Below are 22362 nucleotides of genomic sequence, written 5' to 3' on the forward strand. Positions count from 1 at the left end.
TCCGTGGACCTGTCCCTGTCGACTCGGACCGTTGGCGACCGCACGGTCGTCGAGGTCGGTGGCGAGATTGATGTATATACCGCGCCCAAGCTGCGCGAGCAGCTGGTCGAGCTTGTCAACGACGGTAGCTACCACCTGGTCGTCGACATGGAGGGCGTCGACTTTCTCGACTCCACCGGGCTCGGCGTGCTCGTCGGCGGGCTCAAGCGCGTACGTGCCCATGAGGGCTCACTGCGTCTGGTGTGCAACCAGGAGCGCATTCTCAAGATCTTCCGTATCACCGGCCTGACCAAGGTGTTCCCCATTCACACCTCGGTCGAGGACGCTGTCGCGGCGACTGACTGACCAGTCACCGCGGGAAGACCACCAAGGGGGTCCCGGGCGGTTTCGCCCGGCCCCCCTGATCTGCACGCCCATACGCCCGAGGGGGATGGCATGGCCACCGTCGAACTCCGCTTCAGCGCGCTTCCCGAGCACGTCAGGACCGCCCGGCTGGTCGCGGCTGCCGTGGCGCGCCGGGCGGGGGTGGACGAGGCCGTGCTCGACGAGGTGCGGCTCGCGGTCGGCGAGGCCTGTACCCGTGCGGTGGGGCTGCACCTGAGCAACGGGGTCGACGCCCCGGTGCGGGTGGCGCTCACCGAGGAGGAGAAGAAGTTCTCCATCGAGGTCGGCGACGAGTCCCCGACCTCGGCCGGGCACACTCCCGGCTCCCATCCGGACGTGGACGACGAGGGCGCGGCCGAGAGCGAGGACGAGATGGGCCTCGCGGTCATCAGCGGGCTCGTCGACGACGTCGAGGTGACGACGAGCGAGACCGGCGGTGTGATCCGCATGAGCTGGCCGGCCTCACCCCAGTCCCTCGTGCCGTAACGATTTGCCGCATTCGCCGTGACCTCCGGGCCGGCCGTCCCTGTGACGGCCGGCCCGGTCGTCGTCGTGCCGGGAGCCGTCCCGGCCAGGGCGCTCACCCGCGTCATGGCGTTCCGGCACTCCGCTTCCTAATGGCCGGAGAACCGCTCTGAACAGCACTTTTCATAGTGCACTGAGATCGTTTATGGAGATCATTCCACGCCCGTCAGGGAATTGTTGACCTTCCTCCTTCCGGAGGAATTTCCGGGGCTCAAACCTATTGATCTTCGCTGGTGCAGGCGAATTCCCATTCCGGCGCCCTGTTTTGATCGTGTGACGCTACTTACAATCCGTCCACATCTTGAGCTCAGGACGCCTGAGCGTGGCGGCTCTTCTGCGGTCGCAGAACTGCTGCGCGCGCCCATGTGCCAAACGTCAAGGAGGACGAATGGCGGGGCCTCTCACCCCTCATCAGCTGGATCTCACCACGCCCCTGGCCGCCGCGGAACTGACCGACGACAACCGTGTGATCGTGATGGTGATCGCAGCGGTCGCGGTCGCGGCGCTCGGTGTCGCCGTGGTGCTGGTACGACAAGTACTCGCGGCCGGCGAGGGCACGGACAGTATGAAGAAGATCGCCGAGGCCGTTCAGGAAGGCGCGAATGCCTATCTGGCCCGGCAGCTGCGTACTCTCGGCGGATTCGCCGTGGTCGTGTTCTTCCTGCTCATGTTGTTGCCGGCGGATGACTGGCCGCAGCGCATCGGGCGGTCGGCGTTCTTTCTGATCGGCGCGGGATTCTCGGCGGCCACCGGCTATATCGGCATGTGGCTCGCGGTGCGCAGCAATGTGCGCGTCGCCGCCGCGGCCCGGGAAGCGACCCCCGAGGCCCCCGCCACCCCGGTCAACGGGGATTCCGCGTCGTCCGCTCCCGGGAAGCCGGGCGTGGATCTGACGGCGGTCTCGCACAAGGCAATGAAGATCGCCTTCCGCACGGGCGGCGTGGTCGGCATGTTCACCGTGGGTCTCGGCCTGCTGGGCGCCTCCTGCGTGGTGCTCGTGTACGCGGCCGACGCGCCCAAGGTGCTGGAGGGATTCGGCCTCGGTGCCGCGCTGATCGCGATGTTCATGAGGGTCGGCGGCGGCATCTTCACCAAGGCCGCCGACGTCGGTGCCGACCTGGTCGGCAAGGTCGAGCAGGGAATCCCCGAGGACGACCCGCGCAATGCCGCGACCATCGCGGACAACGTGGGCGACAACGTCGGCGACTGCGCGGGCATGGCCGCCGACCTGTTCGAGTCGTACGCCGTGACCCTGGTCGCCGCGCTGATCCTCGGCAAGGCGGCCTTCGGCGACGCGGGCCTCGCGTTCCCCCTGCTCGTCCCGGCCATCGGCGTGCTCACGGCCATGGTGGGGATCTTCGCCGTGGCCCCGCGCCGCGCCGACCGCAGCGGTATGACGGCCATCAACCGCGGTTTCTTCATCTCCGCGGTGATCTCGATGGCGCTGGTGGCGGTCGCGGTCTTCCTCTATCTGCCGTCCAGCTACGCCGATCTCGACGGGGTCACCAGCCGCGAGATCCTCGGCCACAGCGGTGATCCGCGCGTGCTCGCGCTGGTCGCCGTCGTCATCGGCATCGTGCTCGCCGCGCTCATCCAGCAGCTCACGGGCTACTTCACCGAGACCAGCCGGCGCCCCGTGCGGGACATCGGCAAGACCTCGCTGACCGGCCCGGCCACCGTGGTGCTCGCCGGCATCTCGGTGGGGCTGGAGTCCGCCGTCTACTCGGCGGTGCTGATCGGGCTCAGCGTCTACGGGGCGTTCCTGCTCGGCGGTACCTCGATCATGCTGGCGCTGTTCGCGGTCGCGCTCGCCGGTACCGGTCTGCTCACCACCGTCGGCGTCATCGTCGCGATGGACACCTTCGGTCCGGTCTCCGACAACGCGCAGGGCATCGCCGAGATGTCCGGCGATGTCGAGGGCGCGGGCGCCCAGGTGCTCACCGACCTCGACGCGGTCGGCAACACCACCAAGGCGATCACCAAGGGCATCGCCATCGCGACGGCGGTGCTCGCCGCGGCGGCGCTCTTCGGCTCGTACCGCGACGCCATCGCGGAGGCCGTCTCCGATGTGCACATCTCGGCGGCCGGGGAGATGGGCCTGAGCCTGGACATCTCCCAGCCCAACAACCTGGTCGGACTCGTCCTCGGCGCCGCCGTCGTCTTCCTCTTCTCGGGGCTGGCGATCAACGCGGTGTCGCGGTCGGCCGGCGCGGTGGTCTTCGAGGTGCGGCGGCAGTTCCGGGAGAAGCCCGGGATCATGAACTACACCGAGACGCCGGAGTACGGGCGCGTCGTCGACATCTGCACCAAGGACGCGCTGCGCGAGCTGACCACCCCCGGTCTGCTGGCGGTCCTGGCGCCGATCGCCGTCGGCTTCGCCTTCGGGGTCGGCGCGCTCGGCTCGTTCCTGGCCGGGGCGATCGGCACCGGCACCCTGATGGCGGTCTTCCTCGCGAACTCCGGAGGCGCCTGGGACAACGCGAAGAAGCTGGTGGAGGACGGGCACCACGGCGGCAAGGGCAGCGAGGCCCATGCCGCGACGGTGATCGGCGACACGGTCGGCGACCCGTTCAAGGACACCGCGGGTCCCGCGATCAACCCGCTGCTGAAGGTCATGAACCTGGTGGCGCTGCTGATCGCCCCGGCGGTCGTGAAGTTCAGCTACGGCGACAACGCGAGCCCGGGGCTCCGGGCGGTGATCGCCGCGCTGTCGGTCGCGATCATTGTTGGCGCCGTCTACGTCTCCAAGCGGCGGGGAATCGCCGTAGGTGACGAAGGCAACTCCGAACGCGTCGCGAAGTCGGCCGACGCGGCGGTGGTGTCCTGACCCGGGAGCGGTCACGGGGCCCTGTGAGCCCCCGCGGCATGCGGGCGGACGGTGTGCGAACGGCATGCCGTCCGCCCGCAGCGCTGTCCGCTTTTCCGCCGGTTGCGGCGATGAGCGCGATGAGGCGGATGGCACACCGAGCTTGGTTCAAACGGCTTTAAAGCTATCCATATAGGATGCTCGGCAGACGGTCCGAACGGCTTGGCCGTGTATGTTCCGGGGCCGAGAGCCATGGAAGGGACCAATCCGGTGAACAAGAAGCTTGTGGCACTGTCCGGCGGTGCGGCACTCGTACTGGCGCTGAGCGGCTGCGGCGGCGGCGATGATGGCGAGAAGAAGGCCAACAACTGGGCCAAATCGGTCTGTGACGAGGTGCAGCCGCAGCTGAAGAAGATCCAGAGCGCCAACGCCTCCATTCAGGGGGCGTCCGACGAGCAGGACTCCAAGAAGCTCCAGCAGACGGACTCCAAGGCGTTCCAGCAGATCTCCGAGTCCTACGCGTCGCTCGCCAAGGCGGTGCAGAAGGCGGGCGCCCCGCCCGTCGACAACGGCGCGCAGACCCAGAAGCAGGCCGTCAAGGAGCTGAACGCCACCTCCGGGGCGTACAACGACCTCAAGACGACCATCGACAAGCTGGAGACCTCGGACAAGTCCAAGTTCGCCGAAGGTCTCAAGGGCGTCGCCGACGAGCTCGACAAGCTCAGCACGTCGGGTGACAACGCCCTGAAGCAGCTCCAGGAGGGCAAGGTCGGCACCGCGATGTCGAAGCAGGCTGGCTGCCAGAAGCCGAAGACCGGCGCCACCAGCGCCACGTAAAAGCGCCACGTAGAGCAGTCCCACGCAGGGGTGCGAAGGCACGGTCGCACGCCCCCGTTGTCGAGTTGCCGAGTTATCCACAGGGTGGCTTGTCCACAGGCCGCCGCCCGTCGTCGCCGACGGTCGGCGGTTGCCCCGACAATGGGGGGCGTGAGTACGCACCAGCCCTCGTCCCGCCTCCCGATCCCCGACCCCGAGCGCACCGCCCGCCTGCGCGAAGCGCTGCTGGCCGCCTCGTTCACCGCTGACGGCCTGCTGGATCTGCTCGGCGCGCCCGCCTACGCCGCCCTGGCCCGCGGCGAGACCGTCCCCGCGCTCCGCGCGGCCCGGGGCGGCAGCCCGCTGGAAATCCTGGTGCGGCTCTTTCTGCTGCAGCGTCCGGTGCCCCACGAACGGGCGGCCGAGGCCCTGCCGGTGACGGACTGCCTCACCGACGGCTGGCTGGTGCCGGACGGCCCCGAGGTGCGCGCCAGCGTGGACGTGCGCCCCTACGGCGGCCCCGAGGGCCAGGACTGGTGGATCGTCTCCGACCTGGGCTGCGCGGTCGGCGGCGCCGGAGGCATCGGCGGACCCGGCGGCGCCCGTGGCGCCGTGGACCGCGCCCGGCTCGTCCTCGGCGTCGGCGGCGCGTCCACGACGCTGGCCGGTCTCACCATCCGTACGCCCGTCAAGCGGGCCCTCGACCTCGGCACCGGCTCCGGCATCCAGGCGCTGCACGCGAGCCGCCACGCCGCCCGGGTCACCGCCACCGACCCCAATCCGCGCGCCCTGGACATGGCCCGGCTCACCCTCGCCCTGTCCGGCGCGCCGGAGCCGGATCTGCGCGAGGGGTCGCTCTTCGAGCCGGTCGGCGGCGAGACGTACGACCTGATCGTGTCGAACCCGCCGTTCGTGATCTCGCCCCGCTCCGCGGAGGGCGACCGGCTCGTCTACCGGGACGGCGGCATGGCCGGGGACGATCTGTGCCGCACCCTCGTCCAGCGGTCGGCGGATCATCTCGGCGACGGCGGCTGGTGCCAGCTGCTCGCCAACTGGCAGCACGTCCAGGGGGAGGACTGGCGCGACCGGCTGGCCTCCTGGGTGCCGCCCGGCTGTGACGCCTGGATCGTGCAGCGCGAGGTGCAGGACGTCGCGCAGTACGCCGAGCTGTGGCTGCGTGACGCGGGCGAGCACCTCGCCGGGCCCGAGGCGTACGCGGCGCGCTACGACGCCTGGCTGGACGAATTCGAGGCGAGCGGGACCACGGCCGTCGGCTTCGGCTGGATCACGCTGCGCAAATCCGGCGCCGACCGGCCGTCGGTGACGGTGGAGGAGTGGCCGCATCCGGTCGAGCAGCCGCTGGGGGAGGCCGTGGCGGCCCACTTCGACCGGCAGGACTTCCTGCGCGCGCACGATGACGCGGCGCTGCTGACGGCCCGCTTCCGGCTCGCCGACGAGGTCGTCCAGGAGCAGGTCGGGCTGCCCGGCATGGAGGACCCCGAGCATGTGGTCCTCCGGCAGAACCGGGGCATGCGGCGCGCGACCAAGGTCGACACGGTGAGCGCGGGGTTCGCGGGGGTGTGCGACGGCACACTGAGCGCGGGCCGGATTCTTGACGCGATCGCCCAGCTGCTCGGCGAGGACCCGGTCGTGCTGCGCGACCGCACCCCGCAGTCCATCCGGCTCCTGGTCGAACAGGGCTTTCTGCAGCCGGTGGCCGACGAGGTTCCGTAGTGCGCGCCCGGCGTGCGCCGGGGGCGTGGCCGCGCGCCCCCTTGCCCCCGGGTGGCGGGAAGCCGCTGCCGGGGACGTGAACACGGCCGGAAAGGGCGGTCGTGCGCCGTTCATCCGGGGTTCGCGTGTATGTCTCCGGCGCGTGTCACGCTCCGCTCATGGAGAGCGGACCTGCGATCTTCGCCGGAACGGCATTCGTGTTGTTCGGCGCGGCCCTGCTGCTGTGGACAGCGGTGCGGCTCCGGCTGCGTGCGCCGGTCGCCGACGGTGTGAGTCCCGTCGCTTCCGCGGCCCTCTCCCTTCTCTTCGCCGTCGCCTCTCTGGGCGGCGGGATCTGGTGCCTCGGTTACGCCTGACAGGGCGCCTTCCGCGAGGCTTGTGCCGGTCCGGGCGGCAGACAGGCCGCTTGTCGGGTTACCGTTCGAGTGGCGTTGCGGGCTTTTTCCGTTTGACACGGGGGCGGGATGTACCGTCACACTCCGCAGCGTCACCGTAGAGGGCCATGTACGCGTAACCCGCGCTGCAGCGCCTGTTCACCGAGCGTCGACCGGAGAGAAGAGCGAAGTTGTCCCCGACCACCAGCGAGACCGCACAGGGCGGCCGCCGACTCGTCATCGTCGAGTCGCCTGCCAAGGCGAAGACGATCAAGGGCTATCTGGGCCCGGGCTACGTGGTCGAGGCGAGCGTCGGGCACATCCGGGACCTGCCGAACGGTGCGGCCGAGGTACCCGACAAGTACACCGGCGAGGTGCGCCGGCTCGGCGTGGACGTCGATCATGACTTCCAGCCCATCTACGTGGTGAACGCGGACAAGAAGAGCCAGGTCAAGAAGCTCAAGGAGCTGCTCGCCGAGTCCGACGAACTCTTCCTCGCCACGGATGAGGACCGGGAGGGCGAGGCCATTGCCTGGCACCTCCAGGAGGTCCTCAAGCCCAAGGTGCCGGTCCGCCGGATGGTCTTCCACGAGATCACCAAGGACGCGATCCGCGAGGCCGTCGCCAATCCGCGCGAGCTGAACCAGCGCCTGGTCGACGCCCAGGAGACCCGCCGCATCCTGGACCGTCTCTATGGCTACGAGGTCTCGCCGGTCCTGTGGAAGAAGGTCATGCGGGGCCTGTCCGCGGGCCGCGTCCAGTCGGTGGCCACCCGGCTCGTCGTCGAGCGCGAGCGCGAGCGCATCGCCTTCCGCTCCGCCGAGTACTGGGACCTGACCGGCACCTTCTCCACCGGACGGGCCGGTGACGTCAGCGATCCGGGCACCTTCGGCGCCCGGCTGTCCGCCGTGGACGGCCGCCGGGTCGCCCAGGGCCGCGACTTCACTTCGCTCGGCGTCCTCAAGGACGGCTCGACCGTCCTGCACCTGGACGAGGCGGACGCCCGCACCCTGGCCGCCGGTCTCGCGGACACCGCCTTCACGGTGCGGTCCGTCGAGTCCAAGCCGTACCGCCGCTCGCCGTACGCCCCGTTCCGTACGACGACGCTGCAGCAGGAGGCCAGCCGCAAGCTGGGCTTCGGCGCCAAGGCCACCATGCAGGTCGCGCAGAAGCTGTATGAGAACGGCTACATCACCTATATGCGCACCGACTCCACCATCCTGTCCGACACGGCGGTGGCGGCGGCCCGGGCGCAGGTCACGCAGCTGTACGGCGCCGACTACCTGCCGGACAAGCCGCGCACGTACGCCGGCAAGGTGAAGAACGCGCAGGAGGCGCACGAGGCCATCCGTCCCTCGGGTGATCGTTTCCGCACCCCGGCGGAGACCCGTCTCACCGGCGACCAGTTCCGGCTCTACGAGCTGATCTGGATGCGGACCGTCGCCTCCCAGATGAAGGACGCGGTCGGCAACTCCGTCACCGTCAAGATCGGCGGCCGGGCGAGCGACGGCCGGGACGCGGAATTCTCCGCCTCCGGCAAGACGATCACCTTCCACGGCTTCATGAAGGCCTACGTGGAGGGCGCCGACGACCCGAACGCCGAGCTGGACGACCGCGAGCGCCGTCTGCCGCAGGTCACCGAGGGCGACCGGCTCGCCGCGGACGAGATCACCGCCGACGACCACGCCACCAAGGCTCCGGCCCGCTACACCGAGGCGTCGCTGGTCAAGGAGCTGGAAGAGCGCGAGATCGGCCGTCCGTCCACGTACGCCACGATCCTCGGCACCATCCTCGACCGCGGCTATGTGTTCAAGAAGGGCACCGCGCTGGTGCCGTCGTTCCTGAGCTTCGCCGTGGTCAACCTGCTGGAGAAGCACTTCGGCCGGCTGGTCGACTACGACTTCACCGCGAAGATGGAGGACGACCTCGACCGCATCGCGCGCGGCGAGGCCCAGGCCGTGCCGTGGCTCAAGCGGTTCTACTTCGGCGAGAGCGCGAACGGCGTCGACGGCGGTGACGTCGGCGAGGCCGCCGCGGCCGAGGCCGGGAACGGCGACGGCGATCACCTCGGCGGTCTGAAGGAGCTGGTCACCGACCTGGGGGCGATCGACGCCCGGGAGATCTCGTCCTTCCCCGTGGGCGACGGGATCATGCTGCGGGTCGGCCGCTACGGCCCGTACGTCGAGCGCCCGTCCCAGACCGAGGGTGAGACCGGCCACCGCGCCGACGTCCCCGACGACCTGCCGCCGGACGAGCTGACGGTGGCGTTCGCGGAGGAGATGCTCGCCAAGCCGAGCGGTGACTTCGAGCTGGGCACCGATCCGCACACCGGGCGCCCGATCGTCGCCAAGGACGGCCGCTACGGTCCGTACGTCACCGAGGTGCTGCCCGACGACACCCCGAAGACGGGCAAGAACGCGATCAAGCCGCGCACCGCCTCGCTCTTCAAGTCGATGTCGCTGGACACGGTGACCCTGGAGGACGCGCTCAAGCTGATGTCGCTGCCGCGCGTGGTCGGCACCGACCCCGAGGGCACCGAGATCACCGCGCAGAACGGCCGCTACGGCCCGTATCTGAAGAAGGGCACCGACTCGCGCTCGCTGGAGGGCGAGGAGCAGCTCTTCACCATCACGGTCGACGAGGCGCTGGCGATCTACGCGCAGCCCAAGCAGCGCGGCCGGGCCGCGGCCAAGCCGCCGCTGAAGGAGCTGGGCACCGACCCGATCAGCGAGAAGCCGGTCGTGGTCAAGGACGGCCGCTTCGGCCCGTACGTCACGGACGGCGAGACCAACGCGACGCTGCGCCGGGACGACGACGTCGAGACGATCACCGCCGAGCGCGGCTACGAGCTGCTGGCGGAGAAGCGCGCCAAGGGCCCGGCCAAGAAGACCGCCAAGAAGGCGGCGGCGAAGAAGGCCCCGGCCAAGAAGACGGCGGCGAAGAAGACCACCACCGCGAAGAAGGCGCCCGCCAAGAAGACGGCGGCGACGAAGACGGCCGCCAAGAAGACGACGGCCGCGGCGAAGAAGGCCCCGGCCAAGAAGACGGCCGCGAAGAAGACCGCCGTGGCCGAAACGGCCACGGCGGCCAAGGAGACGGCCGCCAAGGCGGAGTAGAAAGACCAGGTAGCGGCCACGTCATCCGCGTGCCCCCGCCCGTTTGTTCGGCCGGGGGGACGTGGATTCGCGTGATCCGGATAGGCTGGCGGGATGACGCGAGAGCAGCCCACGGACGTGACCCCCACTTCCGGCGCCCTTGCCGCGGACTCCCGCGAGCGGGCCGTCCGAGCCCTCCTGCGCTATCCACCGCTACGTCGGCTCTGGAGCGCCCAACTCGTCGGCGGCGCCGCCGACGCGCTGGCCGTGCTGGTGCTCGTACTGCTCTCGCTGCAGGCCGCGGTGGCAGCCGAATCCTTCGGCGGAGGTTATCGAGGGGCGGCGCTGGCCGTCGCGGCCGTGCTGGGTATGCGGCTCCTCGCGACCCTGCTCTTCGGCGCGGTGCTCCTCGGCCCGCTCTCCGCGCTCATCGGTCCGTCCGGCCCGCTGGACCGCCGATGGACCATGATCGGCGCGGATGGGCTGCGGCTCGTTCTGCTGATCATCGCACCGCTGTGGATCGACTGGACGCCCGACGACGCCGTCGCCTGGCTGCTCATCACCACCTTCGTCGTGGGCGTCGCCGAGCGCTTCTGGACCATCGCCAAGGACGACGCGGCCCCCGCGCTGCTCCCCGCGCCGCCCGTCGAGGGCGCTGCCGTCCGCCCGCTGCCGGACCACATGGACGCGCTGCGGCGGCTCTCGCTGCGGACGAACTTCCTGAGCGTGCCGCTGGCCGCCGCCGGGCTGCTGGTTGTCATGCTCATCGGCAGGCTGCTGGGGACGGGCGTCAGCTGGTTCCACGCCCATCAGGCGGCGCTCGGCTCGTACGTCGGCGCCGGGCTGTTCGCCGCGTCCATCTCGGTCCTCTACTTCGTGGAGCTGCCCGGCGCGCAGACGCCCCGCACGCGCTCCCCGCTCGAAGGGCTGCGCCGTCCGCGCGCCGTCTCCGGCACCGGTGTCGACAAGGGCCGTACCGGCGCCGTACCGCTGCTGATCCTCGCCTGCGCCGGAGTGGCGGCCGCGATCGCCGCGGCAGTCGGCGTCGCCGCGCTGCAGTCCGTCGACCTCGGCGGCGGCCCGGTCGCCTTCTCGCTGCTCGTGCTCGTGCTCAGCGGCGGCCCGGCGATCGGCATCCGCTCGGCGCCCAAGGTCCTCCCGGGGCTCTCGCGGCGCCGCCTGCTCGCCCTGTCGGTCGCGCTGACCGGCCTCGCGCTGCTCGCGGCGGGCCTGGTGCACGACGCGACGACCGTCCTGATGATCGCGCTGCTCGCCGGTCTGTCGGCCGGTGTCGCGGCGAACACCGGCCACTCCCTCCTGGATCAGGAGCTGGAGGAGTCCCGCCGGCCCCGGATGACCGAGCACCTGCACGCCGTCGTCCGCGTCGCCGTCGGCCTCGGCGCGGTCGTCGCCCCGCTGGTCGCCGCCGTGATCGGGCCGCACCGGCTCGGCAGCGGCGAATTCGTGTTCGCCCACGGCGGCGCGGCCTTCACGCTCATGCTCGTCGGCGCGCTGCTGCTGCCCATCGCGGCGCTGGTCCTCGGCCGCACCGACGACCGCCAGGGCGTCCCGCTGCGGCGCGATCTGCGCGAGGCGCTGCTGCGCGGCGGGGGCGCGGATGAGGCCACGGCCGATACCGGCTTCTTCATCGCCGTCGAGGGCGGTGACGGCGCGGGCAAGTCCACGCAGGTCGAGGCGGTGGCCGAATGGGTCAGGGCCAAGGGCCACGAGGTGGTGGTCACCCGCGAGCCGGGCGCGACCGCCATCGGCAAGCGGCTGCGCTCGATCCTGCTCGACGTCTCGTCCGCGGGCATCTCGCACCGCGCGGAAGCGCTGCTGTACGCGGCGGACCGCGCCGAACACGTCGACTCGGTGGTCCGCCCCGCCCTGGAGCGCGGCGCGGTCGTCATCTCCGACCGCTACATCGACTCGTCCGTCGCCTACCAGGGCGCGGGCCGCGACCTCGCCGCGACCGAGATCGCCCGCATCTCCCGCTGGGCGACCAACGGCCTGGTGCCGCATCTGACGGTGCTGCTCGACGTCTCCCCGGAGACCGCGCGCGAACGCTTCACCGAGGCCCCGGACCGGCTGGAGTCCGAGCCCGCCGAGTTCCACCAGCGGGTGCGCTCCGGATTCCTCTCCCTCGCCGCCGCCGACCCGGCCCGCTACCTCGTCGTGGACGCCGGACAGCTGCCGGAGGCGGTCACCACGGTCGTACGCCACCGCCTGGACCAGATGCTGCCGCTGTCGGACGCGGAGCTGAAGGCCCAGGAGGAGGCCCGCAAGGCGGCGGAGGAAGAGGCGCGCCGCAAGGCCGAGGAGGAGGCCGCCCGCAAGGCGGAGGAGGAGCGGCTGGAGCGCGAGCGCCAGGAGGCGCTGGCCAAGGCGCGCGCCGAGGAGGAGGAGCGCAAGCGCCGCGAGCTGGAGGAGGCGCGGCAGCGCGAGGCCGAGCGGCAGGCGGAGGAGGCCAGTAAGCGGGCCGAGGACGCGCGCCGCCGGGCCGAGGAGGACCGTAAGCGCATCGAGGCCGAGGACCGCGCCCGCGCCGCCGAGCAGGAGCGGCTGCGCCGCAAGGCGGAGGCGCAGGCCCTGGAGCGGGCCCAGCTGGCGGCGCGCCGCCAGGAGGAGCAGCGCAGGACGGAGGAGGCGCTGCTGCGGGCGGAGCAGGCGCGGCTGGCGGCGGACGATCCGACCGTGGAGACGGAGCTCCCGAAGCTGGCCGGTGCGGCGGACGCGGCTGATGTCGCGCCTGACGCGACGGCCGATGCGGCGCCCGCTGCGGCGCCCGATGCGGCGGAGACGGTCCAGACGCCGCGCTTCGACCCGCGGATCACCCGTGATCCCCGGGATTCCCGTGAGCATGACGCGGACTGGTCGGGCGCTGCGGGCGCCGCCGGTGCGGGGGCGGACGTCGACGAGACCGCCGTACTCCCGCCGGTGCGACCCCGGCAGGGCCCGGACGCCGAGGAGACCACGGTCCTTCCCCAGGCGCAGGCGCCGGAGTCCTCGGCGACCGACGAGACGGCTGTCCTGCCGCCCGTACGGGAGGAGCGGTCAGCCGATCCGGCCGACCGGGTTCCGCCGTGGATGTTCCGCAAGGAGCAGCAGGGCGAGGGCGAAGCCCAGGAGAACGACCGTACGCGCGAGCTGCCCCAGTACGACCAGGGCCAGGGGCCGGGCCAAGGCCAAGGCCAAGACCAGGACCAGGCGCGACGTCGGCGCCCGCGTCCGGAGTGGGCGGAGGAGACCCCGCTGGACGACCTCCCGACCCTCGCCGACGAACTCCTCGGCGACCGCGACCGTGACGACGAGGGCGGCGGCGGCCGGCGCCGTCGCTGACCGACTGGCGGCGTTGTCGGTGGGGTGCCCCACAATGGGACGCGTTGGGCACGAACGGCGGAGGCAGCCATGGCGGTATGGGACGACCTGGTCGGGCAGGACCGAGTAGCGGCCCAGCTGACCGCTGCCGCGCGTGACGCGGAAGCGCTGGTCAGGGCCGGTTCGTCGGCCGTGCCCGACTCCGCGCCCATGGCGTCGTCGAAGATGACGCACGCCTGGCTGTTCACCGGACCTCCCGGTTCCGGCCGGGCCACCGCCGCCCGGGCCTTCGCCGCCGCGCTGCAGTGCGTGAGCCCCGACCGGTCGCTCGGCTCCACCCCCGGCTGCGGCTTCTGCGACGGCTGCCACACCGCCCTGGTCGGCACGCACGCCGATGTGGAGGTGGTGCGTACGGACATGCTCACCATCGGCGTCAAGGAGACCCGTGAGCTCGTCCGCCGCGCTCAGCTCTCCCCCGCGGGCGGCCGCTGGCAGGCGATCGTCATGGAGGACGCCGACCGCCTCACCGAGGGCGCGGGCAACGTGCTGCTGAAGGCCGTCGAGGAGCCCGCGCCGCGCACCGTATGGCTGCTGTGCGCACCCTCCCTGGAGGATGTGCTGCCCACCATCCGCTCCCGCTGCCGCCTCCTCACCCTCCGTACGCCCCCGGTGGACGCCGTCGCCGACATCCTGATCCGCCGCGACGGCATCGACCCCGAGCTGGCCGCCTCCGCCGCCCGCGCCACCCAGGGGCACATCGGCCGCGCCCGCCGCCTGGCCACCGACGAGCGGGCCCGGACCCGCCGCAAGGCGGTGCTGAAGCTCCCGCTGCGCATCGACGACGTGGGCGGCTGCCTCAAGGGGGCGCAGGAGCTGGTCGACGCGGCGGCCGACGACGCCAAGCAGGTCGCGGAGGAGGTCGACACCAAGGAGACCGAGGAGCTGCGCGCCGCGCTCGGCGCCGCCGCCGGTACGGGCGGGCGGCTGCCGCGCGGCACGGCCGGGGCCATGAAGGACCTCCAGGACCGCCAGAAGCGCCGCGCGACGCGTACCCAGCGCGACAGCCTCGACCTGGCCCTGACCGAGCTGACGGGCTTCTACCGGGACGTGCTGGCCCTCCAGCTCGGCTCCCAGGTCGCCCTCGCCAACACCGACGTGCGGGACGCGCTGGAGCGGGTGGCGTCGGGTTCGAAGCCGGAGCGGACGCTGCGCAGGATCGAGGCGGTCTCGGCCTGCCGCGAGGCGCTGGACCGCAATGTGGCGCCGCTGCTGGCGGTGGAGGCGATGACCATGGCCCTGCGCGCGGGCTGAGGCGCCGGGGCCCGGTGGGGACGGCCGGTGGGGCTGCCGGGCCCGCCGGAGCGGCCGGAGCAGCCAGGCCCGCTGGATCAGCTGGGTCCGCCGGGGATGGCAGAGCCGCCGAGGCCGTCCCTCACCCGTCCGAGTGACCCCATGGCGGCATGAAGCGTAGCGGTGCGGCTACCCTCCGTATCGCTGACGGCTCCTCGTCGGCACCCGTGACCCGAGGGATTCGCCGATGGCCATCAGCCGCAGCAGCACGCTCACCACCATCGGCGTCGCCGTCGCAGGCGCCGCCCTGCTGCTCTCCGGCTGCTCCGCCGGAGCCTCGGCGCCGGGCGCCGCGTCCCTGCCGAAGGCCGTCCCCACATCCCTCAAGCCCTACTACGAACAGACCCTGAGCTGGCACAAGTGCCCCGGCGGCGCGGGCTTCGACTGCGCCACACTGAAGGCCCCGCTCGACTACGCCCGGCCCGGCACCGGCCACGACCTCAAACTGGAGGTCTCCCGGAAGAAGGCAACCCGCTCCGCCCGCCGCATCGGCTCGCTCCTGGTGAACCCCGGCGGCCCGGGCGGCTCCGCGATCGGCTATCTGCAGAGCTTCGCGGCGATCGGCTACCCGGCGCCGGTCCGCGCACGGTACGACCTGGTCGCGATGGACCCGCGCGGCGTGGCCGGGAGCGAACCCGTCACCTGTCTGAACAACCGGCAGATGGACGCCTTCACCCGGACCGACCAGACCCCCGACGACCCGGCCGAGACCCGTCGGCTCGTCGCCGCGTACAAGAAGTTCGCCCGCGGCTGCGCGGCCCGCTCCGGCCGCGTCCTCGGACATGTCTCGACCGTCGAGGCGGCGCGCGACATGGACCTGCTGCGCGCCGCCCTCGGCGACCGCAAACTCGCCTACGTCGGCGCCTCCTACGGCACCTTCCTCGGCGCCACCTACGCCGACCTCTATCCGGCCCGCTCCGGGCGCCTCGTCCTCGACGGCGCCCTCGACCCCACGCTGACCTCCCGGCGCATGAACCGCGACCAGACCGCCGGTTTCGAAACCGCCTTCACCGCCTTCGCCCGGGACTGCCTCCACCGCTCCGGCTGCCCCCTCGGCACCGGCACCGTGACCGCCGCGGGCAAGCGGCTCAGCGCCCTCTTCCGCCGCATCGACTCCCACCCGGTCCCCACCGGCGGCTCCCGCACGCTGACCGAATCCCTCGCCACCATCGGCGTGATCACCGCGATGTACGACGAGGGCGCCTGGCCCCAGCTGCGCACGGCCCTCCGCGCGGCCCGGCGCGGCGACGGCGAGGGCCTGCTCAACCTCGCCGACCTCTACTACGAGCGCGACACCGACGGCTCGTACGCCAACCTCATGTACGCCAACCCCGCCGTCAACTGCCTCGACCTCCCACCGGCCTTCCGCACCCCCGCCGACGTCCGCACGTCCCTCCCCGCCTTCGAGAAGGCGTCCCCCGTCTTCGGCAGGACCCTGGCCTGGTCCGCCCTGAACTGCGGCTACTGGCCCGTCCGCCCGACCGGCCACCCCCACCCCCTCCGGGCCGAGGGCGCCGCCCCCATCGTCGTCGTCGGCACCACCCGCGACCCCGCCACCCCGTACCGCTGGGCCCGCGCCCTCGCCTCCCAGCTCACCTCCGCCACCCTGCTCACCTACGACGGCGACGGCCACACCGCCTACGCCCGCGGCAGCCGCTGCGTCGACACCGCGATCAACACCTACCTCCTCACCGGCCGACCCCCCACCCCCGCCAAGCGCCGCTGCACCTGACCACACGGCGGGAACAGCCCAGCAAAAAGCCCAGGTCACACAGAGTGTGACCTGGGCTTCAGTGGAGCCGCCTAAGGGAATCGAACCCTTGACCTACGCATTACGAGTGCGTCGCTCTGGCCGTCTGAGCTAAGGCGGCGTGCTGGTGGCGCCTGATCGGCAGCACCAGCTCCGCCAAGTCTACACAGTCCCGGGGGGTGCTCCGTACGGGGTTCCGGGGCGGTGGAGTTCCGTCAGCCGCCCCCTCCGCCACCGCCTCCGCCGCAGCCACCGCCGCCTCCACCCCCGCCGCCGCACGAGGAGCCTCCTCCGCAGGACGAGTTTCCGCCGCATGAGGAGCTGCCGCCTCCGCCGCCGGCCCACCAGCCGCCGGAGCGGCGGGGGCGGCCGTCGCCGAGGAGGGTGTTCCTCGAGTCGGTCTTGGCTGCCTTCGCGAAGATCAGGACGATCGCCACGAAGGGCACGGCGACCATCACCATGATGAACAGGGGACCCATCGAACCCTCAACTTCCTTAGCCGGTCAGGGTGGTAGACGAGTTGGGGAAGGTTCGCGGTTGTCGATGGGCGCTCATTCGATGTGCCGGTTCGGTGAAGCCACGCCGCTCGGCTACGGGGGGTGGCCGTGGGGCTCCGCTCCGGTCAGGCTCCCTTGAGGTGGCGCATCAGACGCTCGAAGTCCTGCCAGCCGGAGAGGTCCGACGGGTCTCCCGGCAGCGGGTAGTACAGGGCGGGGCGGGTGGCGGGGCCGAGCTGGACCGGGGGGTCGGCCAGGGGGGTGCGGCGGGCACGGTCGCCGGGGAGTTCGCGTACCTCCTCCGCGCCGAGGACGAAGGCCAGGGGGACGCCGGGGCCTTCGAAGCGCGGCGGGACGGCGAGGTCGCGGCGGGCCTTGCGGAGCTGGACCAGCATCGACTGGAGGTTGTGGCGGGTGGCCAGGATCTCGGCGGCCCGGGGGAGCGCGTCCAGCGGCGGTTCCTCGCCGGGCCCGTAGCCGAAGGCCAGGGTGACGTCCTCCTCCACGCCCGCCGTCGTACGGCTGACGCGGACCGTGGCCAGGCCGGGGCGGGCGGGGGTGCCGACGACCACGAGCCAGGTGGGTTCGGGGGACCGGTCGTGGGCCAGGTCGGTCAGCTGACGCAGCGACCAGGGGAGGTTGGCCGGTTCGGCCGTGCCCCAGCCCACCGGGGGTTCGCCGGTGAGTTCGCGCCAGACCGCCTCCAGCGCGCCGCCGAGGACGAGGCGGTCGTCGGCGGGGTGGACCGTACGGAAGGAGACGGCCAACTGGCGCTCGCCGGTGTCCGACACCTCCTGGTACGAGGCGGCGACCCGGGTGTGCGGGTCGGCGGCGGTCGCCTCGTCGGACTCGATGGTGGCGAACAGGCCGTTCTGCCAGGCCAGTACGGCCCCCGACAGGCCGTCGTAGTAGCCCTCCCGCTCGTCCTGCACGACCCAGCGCGACGGCCAGCCGCTCAGGGTGTTGCGGACGGCGGGGGAGAGGCGGACGTCGGAGGACGTGACGATCTGGAGGCCCAGTTCGGCGTTCCCGGCGGCCCGGTACGCGTCCGAGAGCCAGGCCGTCATGGAGACCACCGGGCGGTCCTGGATGATGACCGCGACCTTGTCGGTGAGGGCGTCGACGGCGGGCTGCGCCGCGGCGGGCGTGGGCGCGACGCTCACGCCGTCCGTCTTCACCACGGCGAGCGAGGTCGCGGCCTCCGGCGGCCACGCGGAGCCGCCCGACAGGGAGATGAGCCGGGCGGCGAAGGTGCCCGCGAGCCGCTCGGCTTCCTCGACGCCGGTGGTGGCCCGGATCTCCGTCCACCAGAACGGAACCGGGGGCGCGGCGGCTCCGAGCAGCCGTTCGGCTTCGCCCGCGACCTGGACGAGCATCGGCGCCTCGACCGAGACGAGGGGGCGGCCCTCCGGGTCGCAGAGCTGTATGACGGCGTCTTCACCCGTCGTCCCGACGAGCTTGTCGGGGCCGCCGGAGAGCAGACCGGCGAGCACGCTCAGCGGGTCGGGCATTCTCGGGGTGAGGGTGATGACGTCCTTGGTCATGTGGTCATCCGGCCCTTCGTGGTCCGTGGCGTGGTCGTCCGTGGCGTGGTCCGTGGTGCGGCGGCCCGTGGCGTAGTCGTCCGTGGCGTGGTCGTCGTGTGCTTCGCGGCCCGTGTGGGGTGGCTGCCGCTCATTCGGGGGTGTAGACCGTCTGGATCAGGCGGTTCTGTCGGCCCCTGCGGATGAACACCCCGCGACCGGCGGGCTGCTGGCCCGCGTACACGCCGGGGAACAGCTGGCCCTCGCTGCGGTCGCCCGACATCAGGACGGCCGAGGCGCCCGACTCGCGCAGGCCCAGCATCAGGGGCTCGTACATGCCGCGCGAGGCGCCCGCGACGCGGCGCGTCACGACGAAGTGGAGGCCGATGTCGACCGCCGAGGGTATGTAGGGCAGGAACGGCGTGAGCGGCGCCTGCCCGGCGGTGGTCAGGACGTCGTAGTCGTCGACGAGGACCACGATCCGCGGACCGCTGCCCCAGCTGCCCGGCTCCAGGTCCTCGGTGTCCGCGCTGTCGTCGGGCAGCCGCTTCTCCAGCTCGGTGGCGATGCCGGTGGCGAGGCCCGCGCACATCTTGGCGTTGTACGCGTAGCCGCCGCGGAACTCCTCCGGGATCGCGCCGCGCAGGCTGCGCCGCGGGTCCATGACGGCGAAGACGAGATCGTCCTCGCCGTAGCGCTCCATGAGGCCCTGGGAGATGGTCTTGAGGAGGTTCGTCTTGCCGCATTCGCTGTCGCCCAGGACCAGCAGGTGCTGGTCGTATGCGAACAGGTCGAGAAGGACGGGCGCGAGCGCCGTCTGGTCCAGGCCGATGGCCACCTGCTTCGGCTCGGCGACCGGCCCGGGCAGCAGATGCGGTTCCAGGACCCGCGGCAGGACCCGTACGGGCTGCGCCACGTCGCCGCTCCAGGTGGCGCGGACGGTGCGGGCGGTGCGCTCCAGGACCCCCCCGAGGTCCGAGGCGTCGGTGAGCCCGTCCGTGCGCGGCAGGGCGATCTGCGCGAACAGCTTGCCGTCGGTGAGGATGCGGCCGGGCTCGTCCGGCGACAGCGTCTGGGCGAGCTTGCGGTCGATGCTGGACTCGCTGGGGTCGTTCAGGCGCAGCTCGACGCGGGTACCGAAGTTCGACTGGGCCGCGATGCGGACGTCGTTCCAGCGGAGCATGCCCGCGACCACGTGGATGCCGTATCCGCTGCCGCGCTTGAGGATGTCGATGACGGCGTCGTCCAGCTCCTCGAAGTCGTCGCGCAGCGCGCCGAAGCCGTCGATGATGAGCACGATCTCGGCCGAGGCCAGCTGGGGCAGCCGACCCGCCGCGTGCAGGGTACGCAGCTGTTCGACGGAGTCGATGCCGTGCTGACGGAAGAGGTCCTCGCGGGCCGCGAGCATGGTGCGCACCTCTTCGACGGTGCGTCCGGCGCGCTCGCGGTCGGCGCGGCCCGCCACGCCGCCGACGTGCGGCAGGCCCGACAGCGCCTGCAGGCCGCCGCCCACCAGGTCGAGGCCGTAGACGCCGACCTCCTGCGGGGTGTGGGTCAGCGCGATCGACAGGGCGAGGGTGCGCAGCAGGGTCGTCTTGCCGGACTGCGGGCCACCGATGACGGCGGCGTGGCCGCCCGCCACCGTGAGGTCCAGGTACCACTGGCCCTGCCACTGCCTGGTGGGGTCGTCGAGCAGCCCGAGTGGCACCTGCAGCGGGCCGCGGCGGGTGGCGAGCTGCATTCCGCGCGCGCCGACCTCCACCGGGCCCGCGGCCTTGTCCAGGGCGATCGCGTCGGGCAGCGGGGGCAGCCAGATGCGCCGGACCGGAGGGGCGGCGTTCTCCAGCTGTCCGACGACGACGTGCATCTCGGTGGGGCCGGTCTCGCGGCGCCGCACTGTCGGCTGCCCCTCACCCGGATTCTCCGGCTGGGCGAGGGTGTTGAACGCGTCGTACTCCAGGGCGAGCGGACCGGCGTCCTCCTGCTCGGCGCGCTGCACCGGACCGCGGTAGGCGCCGGAGACGTAGCTCGCCTTGAAGCGCTCGTAGTGCGTGGTGTCGACCTTGAGGTAGCCGAAGCCGGGCAGCGGCGGCAGATGGAAGGCGTCCGTGGTGTCCAGGACCGTGCGGGACTCGTCGGCGGAGAAGGTGCGCAGGCCGAGCCGGTACGAGAGATAGGTGTCCAGCCCCTTGAGCTTGCCGCCCTCGATGCGCTGGCTGGACAGCAGCAGGTGCACACCGATGGAGCGGCCGATGCGCCCGATGGACAGGAACAGGTCGATGAAGTCCGGCTTGGCGGTGAGGAGTTCGCCGAACTCGTCGATGACCACGAACAGGTGCGGCAGGGGGGCGAGGTCGGGGCGCTTCTCGGCCCGCAGCGTGGCGTAGTGGCCGATGTCGGCGATGTTGCCCGCGTCCTTGAGTACCTGCTGACGGCGCTTGACCTCGCCGGCCAGCGAGGCGTGGACGCGCTCCACGAGACCGGCCTGGTTCTCCAGGTTGGTGATGACACCGGCCACGTGCGGCAGGTTCGCGAACGGCGCGAACGTCGCACCGCCCTTGTAGTCGACGAGGACCATGGCGAGGTCCTCCGGCGGGTGGGTGGCGACCAGGGCGAGGACGAGGGTGCGCAGCAGCTCCGACTTGCCGGAGCCGGTGGCGCCGACGCACAGCCCGTGCGGGCCCATGCCCAGCTCGGACGACTCCTTCAGGTCGAGGAGCACCGGCTCGTGGGAGTCGCTGATACCGATCGGCACGCGCAGGTACGCACGTTCGCCGCGCGATGCCCACATGCGCGAGAGGTCGAGGTCGGCCACGTCGTCGATGCCGAGCAGCCCGGCGAAGTCGACGGGGCCGGACAGCGGGGCGTCGACGAGCGACTCGGCGGAGAGCCGCATCGGCGCGATCATGCGGGCCAGGCCCTCGGCGAACGGGATGCCGACCTCGTCCACGGTGCCGTGGGCGTGGATCGGTTCCGGTTCGCGCAGGTCCTCGATGACCACCCGGTCGCCGTCGACGGTGATCCGGACGCTGACGTGTCCCGGCTCCTGGACCCGCTCCTGGAGCAGATGCAGGACGGTGACGCCCATGTTGCGCAGGCCGACCGCGTCATCGGGGCGCGGCAGGTCCACGGCGTCCTCGCCGTGCCCGTCGGAGACGACGACCAGGCGGGACGTCATGATCAGGGCGTCCTTGTCGGACAGCCCCCGGCGCACCTCGGCCGCGTACGAGGCGCGGCGGCGCAGCTCCGCGCCGATCTGCTGGGCGAGCTGGGGCGGTGAGGGGGCGATACGGCGGGCGGCGACGGGGCCGTCGAGCTGGTCGGGGTCGAGGAGGTGCGGCATCCACTTTGCCCACTCCCAGTCGGCGAGCCGTTCGCCCGGTACCGCGAGCGCCATCGCCACGTCGTCCGGGGCGTGGGTGGCGGCGGTCTGCACGAGCAGCGCGCGGGCGACGCGCAGGCAGTCCTCGCGCGGCCCGATGACGCTGATGTTGCCGACCCGGTCGAGCGGGACGGTGAGGGGGAGTTCGGTACCGGTGCGGAAGCGGTCCATCAGCGCCGACGCCTCGTTCAGCATGAAGCGGTCGGGCGGGGTGAGGACCGACGAGCCCTGCTGGGCGACCGTGAGGTCGCGTACCGGCATCTCGCCGGTGCCGACGCGCACGCGCAGGAAGTCCCCGTCCGGGCGGCGGCGCTCCCACAGCCGGGCCGGGTCGCGCACGATGTCGTACAGGGCGTCCGGCGGCGGGTTGAGGACGTCGGCCTGCTCACGCCGCTCGCGCTCCTCCCCGGACAGCTCCTCGCGCAGGTCCTCCAGGTACGACAGGTACGCCTCGCGCTGGGTGCGGCGGGTGCGCTGGGCCTTGCCGCGCTGCGAGAAGGCGAGGCCGAGGGTGCCGATGAGGGTGACGACGACGATGATCGCGCCGAGCCCGGCGAACTGGCTGTTCCGTACGACCGTCATCATGATCACGGACGACAGCACACCGGCGACGGGCAGCAGCGACATCGCGATGTTGCCCGCCTTCCCCTCGGGGAGGTTGGGCGGCGCCTCGATGGTGCGTGCCTCGGGTGCGGCCTGGGGCCGGACGGTCCTGGCCGGGCGGTGGATCAGTCGGGTACTCATCGGCGTCCGTCACTCACGGTCGGGCTCGGCATGTCGGGCTCGGCATGGGGATCACTCGGCATGG

13 protein-coding genes and 1 tRNA gene are annotated in these 22362 nt (G+C 72.0%); 10 read left to right on the forward strand and 4 right to left on the reverse strand.

Features of this window, described 5'->3' with window-relative positions; genetic code table 11:
- The first annotated feature begins 3 nt into the window (after window positions 1-3).
- The 10 genes from bldG to ABZ370_RS00880 all read left to right on the forward strand — a co-directional run bounded on the left by bldG (window position 4) and on the right by ABZ370_RS00880 (window position 16134).
- Window positions 4-345: an anti-sigma factor antagonist BldG gene (gene bldG / locus ABZ370_RS00835; protein ID WP_009716787.1), complete on the forward strand. Its 342-nt coding sequence runs from the start codon at window positions 4-6 to the stop codon at window positions 343-345.
- Window positions 346-435: 90 nt separating this feature from the next.
- The gene (locus ABZ370_RS00840) at window positions 436-870 is read left to right on the forward strand and encodes an ATP-binding protein (protein WP_358614724.1); all 435 of its coding nucleotides are present in this window, start codon (window positions 436-438) and stop codon (window positions 868-870) included.
- Window positions 871-1297: 427 nt separating this feature from the next.
- Complete coding sequence (locus ABZ370_RS00845) at window positions 1298-3736, forward strand: sodium-translocating pyrophosphatase (RefSeq protein WP_358614726.1); 2439 nt, start codon at window positions 1298-1300, stop codon at window positions 3734-3736.
- 249 nt (window positions 3737-3985) lie between these two features.
- Window positions 3986-4552: a small secreted protein gene (locus ABZ370_RS00850; RefSeq protein ID WP_358614728.1), complete on the forward strand. Its 567-nt coding sequence runs from the start codon at window positions 3986-3988 to the stop codon at window positions 4550-4552.
- Window positions 4553-4693: 141 nt separating this feature from the next.
- On the forward strand, window positions 4694-6265 hold the full coding sequence (locus ABZ370_RS00855; RefSeq protein WP_358614730.1) for a class I SAM-dependent methyltransferase: 1572 nt from the start codon (window positions 4694-4696) through the stop codon (window positions 6263-6265).
- Between the two features lie 158 nt (window positions 6266-6423).
- Window positions 6424-6621 carry a hypothetical protein gene (locus ABZ370_RS00860; RefSeq protein ID WP_358614731.1) on the forward strand — a complete coding sequence of 66 codons (198 nt, stop codon included), beginning with the start codon at window positions 6424-6426 and terminating at the stop codon, window positions 6619-6621.
- 209 nt (window positions 6622-6830) lie between these two features.
- Window positions 6831-9755, forward strand: a complete 2925-nt coding sequence (topA, locus tag ABZ370_RS00865; protein WP_358614733.1) for a type I DNA topoisomerase — start codon at window positions 6831-6833, stop codon at window positions 9753-9755.
- A gap of 93 nt (window positions 9756-9848) precedes the next feature.
- Window positions 9849-13073 carry a dTMP kinase gene (tmk, locus tag ABZ370_RS00870; RefSeq protein ID WP_358614735.1) on the forward strand — a complete coding sequence of 1075 codons (3225 nt, stop codon included), beginning with the start codon at window positions 9849-9851 and terminating at the stop codon, window positions 13071-13073.
- Window positions 13074-13142: 69 nt separating this feature from the next.
- The gene (locus ABZ370_RS00875) at window positions 13143-14363 is read left to right on the forward strand and encodes a DNA polymerase III subunit delta' (RefSeq protein ID WP_358614737.1); all 1221 of its coding nucleotides are present in this window, start codon (window positions 13143-13145) and stop codon (window positions 14361-14363) included.
- A 226-nt stretch (window positions 14364-14589) separates the two neighbouring features.
- Window positions 14590-16134, forward strand: a complete 1545-nt coding sequence (locus ABZ370_RS00880; RefSeq protein WP_358614739.1) for an alpha/beta hydrolase — start codon at window positions 14590-14592, stop codon at window positions 16132-16134.
- A 62-nt stretch (window positions 16135-16196) separates the two neighbouring features.
- Here the strand turns inward: ABZ370_RS00880 and ABZ370_RS00885 are convergent.
- From ABZ370_RS00885 to eccCa, 4 genes are all read right to left on the reverse strand, one after another.
- Window positions 16197-16273, reverse strand: a tRNA-Thr gene (locus ABZ370_RS00885).
- 94 nt (window positions 16274-16367) lie between these two features.
- Entirely contained in the window at window positions 16368-16631 is a 264-nt protein-coding gene (locus ABZ370_RS00890) for a hypothetical protein (RefSeq protein ID WP_358614741.1), read from the reverse strand.
- A gap of 143 nt (window positions 16632-16774) precedes the next feature.
- Complete coding sequence (locus tag ABZ370_RS00895) at window positions 16775-18193, reverse strand: DUF6177 family protein (protein WP_358614743.1); 1419 nt, start codon at window positions 18191-18193, stop codon at window positions 16775-16777.
- Between the two features lie 130 nt (window positions 18194-18323).
- The gene (gene eccCa, locus ABZ370_RS00900; protein ID WP_358614745.1) at window positions 18324-22298 is read right to left on the reverse strand and encodes a type VII secretion protein EccCa; all 3975 of its coding nucleotides are present in this window, start codon (window positions 22296-22298) and stop codon (window positions 18324-18326) included.
- Between the last annotated feature and the right edge of the window lie 64 nt (window positions 22299-22362).

The organism is Streptomyces sp. NPDC005962, from assembly GCF_040629205.1.
GTDB lineage: Bacteria > Actinomycetota > Actinomycetes > Streptomycetales > Streptomycetaceae > Streptomyces.

Bases quoted from the DNA above. Each gene is read 5' to 3' on its own strand.
- ABZ370_RS00895 (WP_358614743.1), bottom strand. From the start codon at position 18,193: ATGACCAAGGACGTCATCACCCTCACCCCGAGAATGCCCGACCCGCTG.
- ABZ370_RS00880 (WP_358614739.1), top strand. From the start codon at position 14,590: ATGGCCATCAGCCGCAGCAGCACGCTCACCACCATCGGCGTCGCCGTC.
- ABZ370_RS00855 (WP_358614730.1), top strand. From the start codon at position 4,694: ATGGGGGGCGTGAGTACGCACCAGCCCTCGTCCCGCCTCCCGATCCCC.
- eccCa (WP_358614745.1), bottom strand. From the start codon at position 22,298: ATGAGTACCCGACTGATCCACCGCCCGGCCAGGACCGTCCGGCCCCAG.
- ABZ370_RS00845 (WP_358614726.1), top strand. From the start codon at position 1,298: ATGGCGGGGCCTCTCACCCCTCATCAGCTGGATCTCACCACGCCCCTG.
- ABZ370_RS00890 (WP_358614741.1), bottom strand. From the start codon at position 16,631: ATGGGTCCCCTGTTCATCATGGTGATGGTCGCCGTGCCCTTCGTGGCG.
- tmk (WP_358614735.1), top strand. From the start codon at position 9,849: ATGACGCGAGAGCAGCCCACGGACGTGACCCCCACTTCCGGCGCCCTT.
- ABZ370_RS00860 (WP_358614731.1), top strand. From the start codon at position 6,424: ATGGAGAGCGGACCTGCGATCTTCGCCGGAACGGCATTCGTGTTGTTC.
- ABZ370_RS00875 (WP_358614737.1), top strand. From the start codon at position 13,143: ATGGCGGTATGGGACGACCTGGTCGGGCAGGACCGAGTAGCGGCCCAG.
- ABZ370_RS00840 (WP_358614724.1), top strand. From the start codon at position 436: ATGGCCACCGTCGAACTCCGCTTCAGCGCGCTTCCCGAGCACGTCAGG.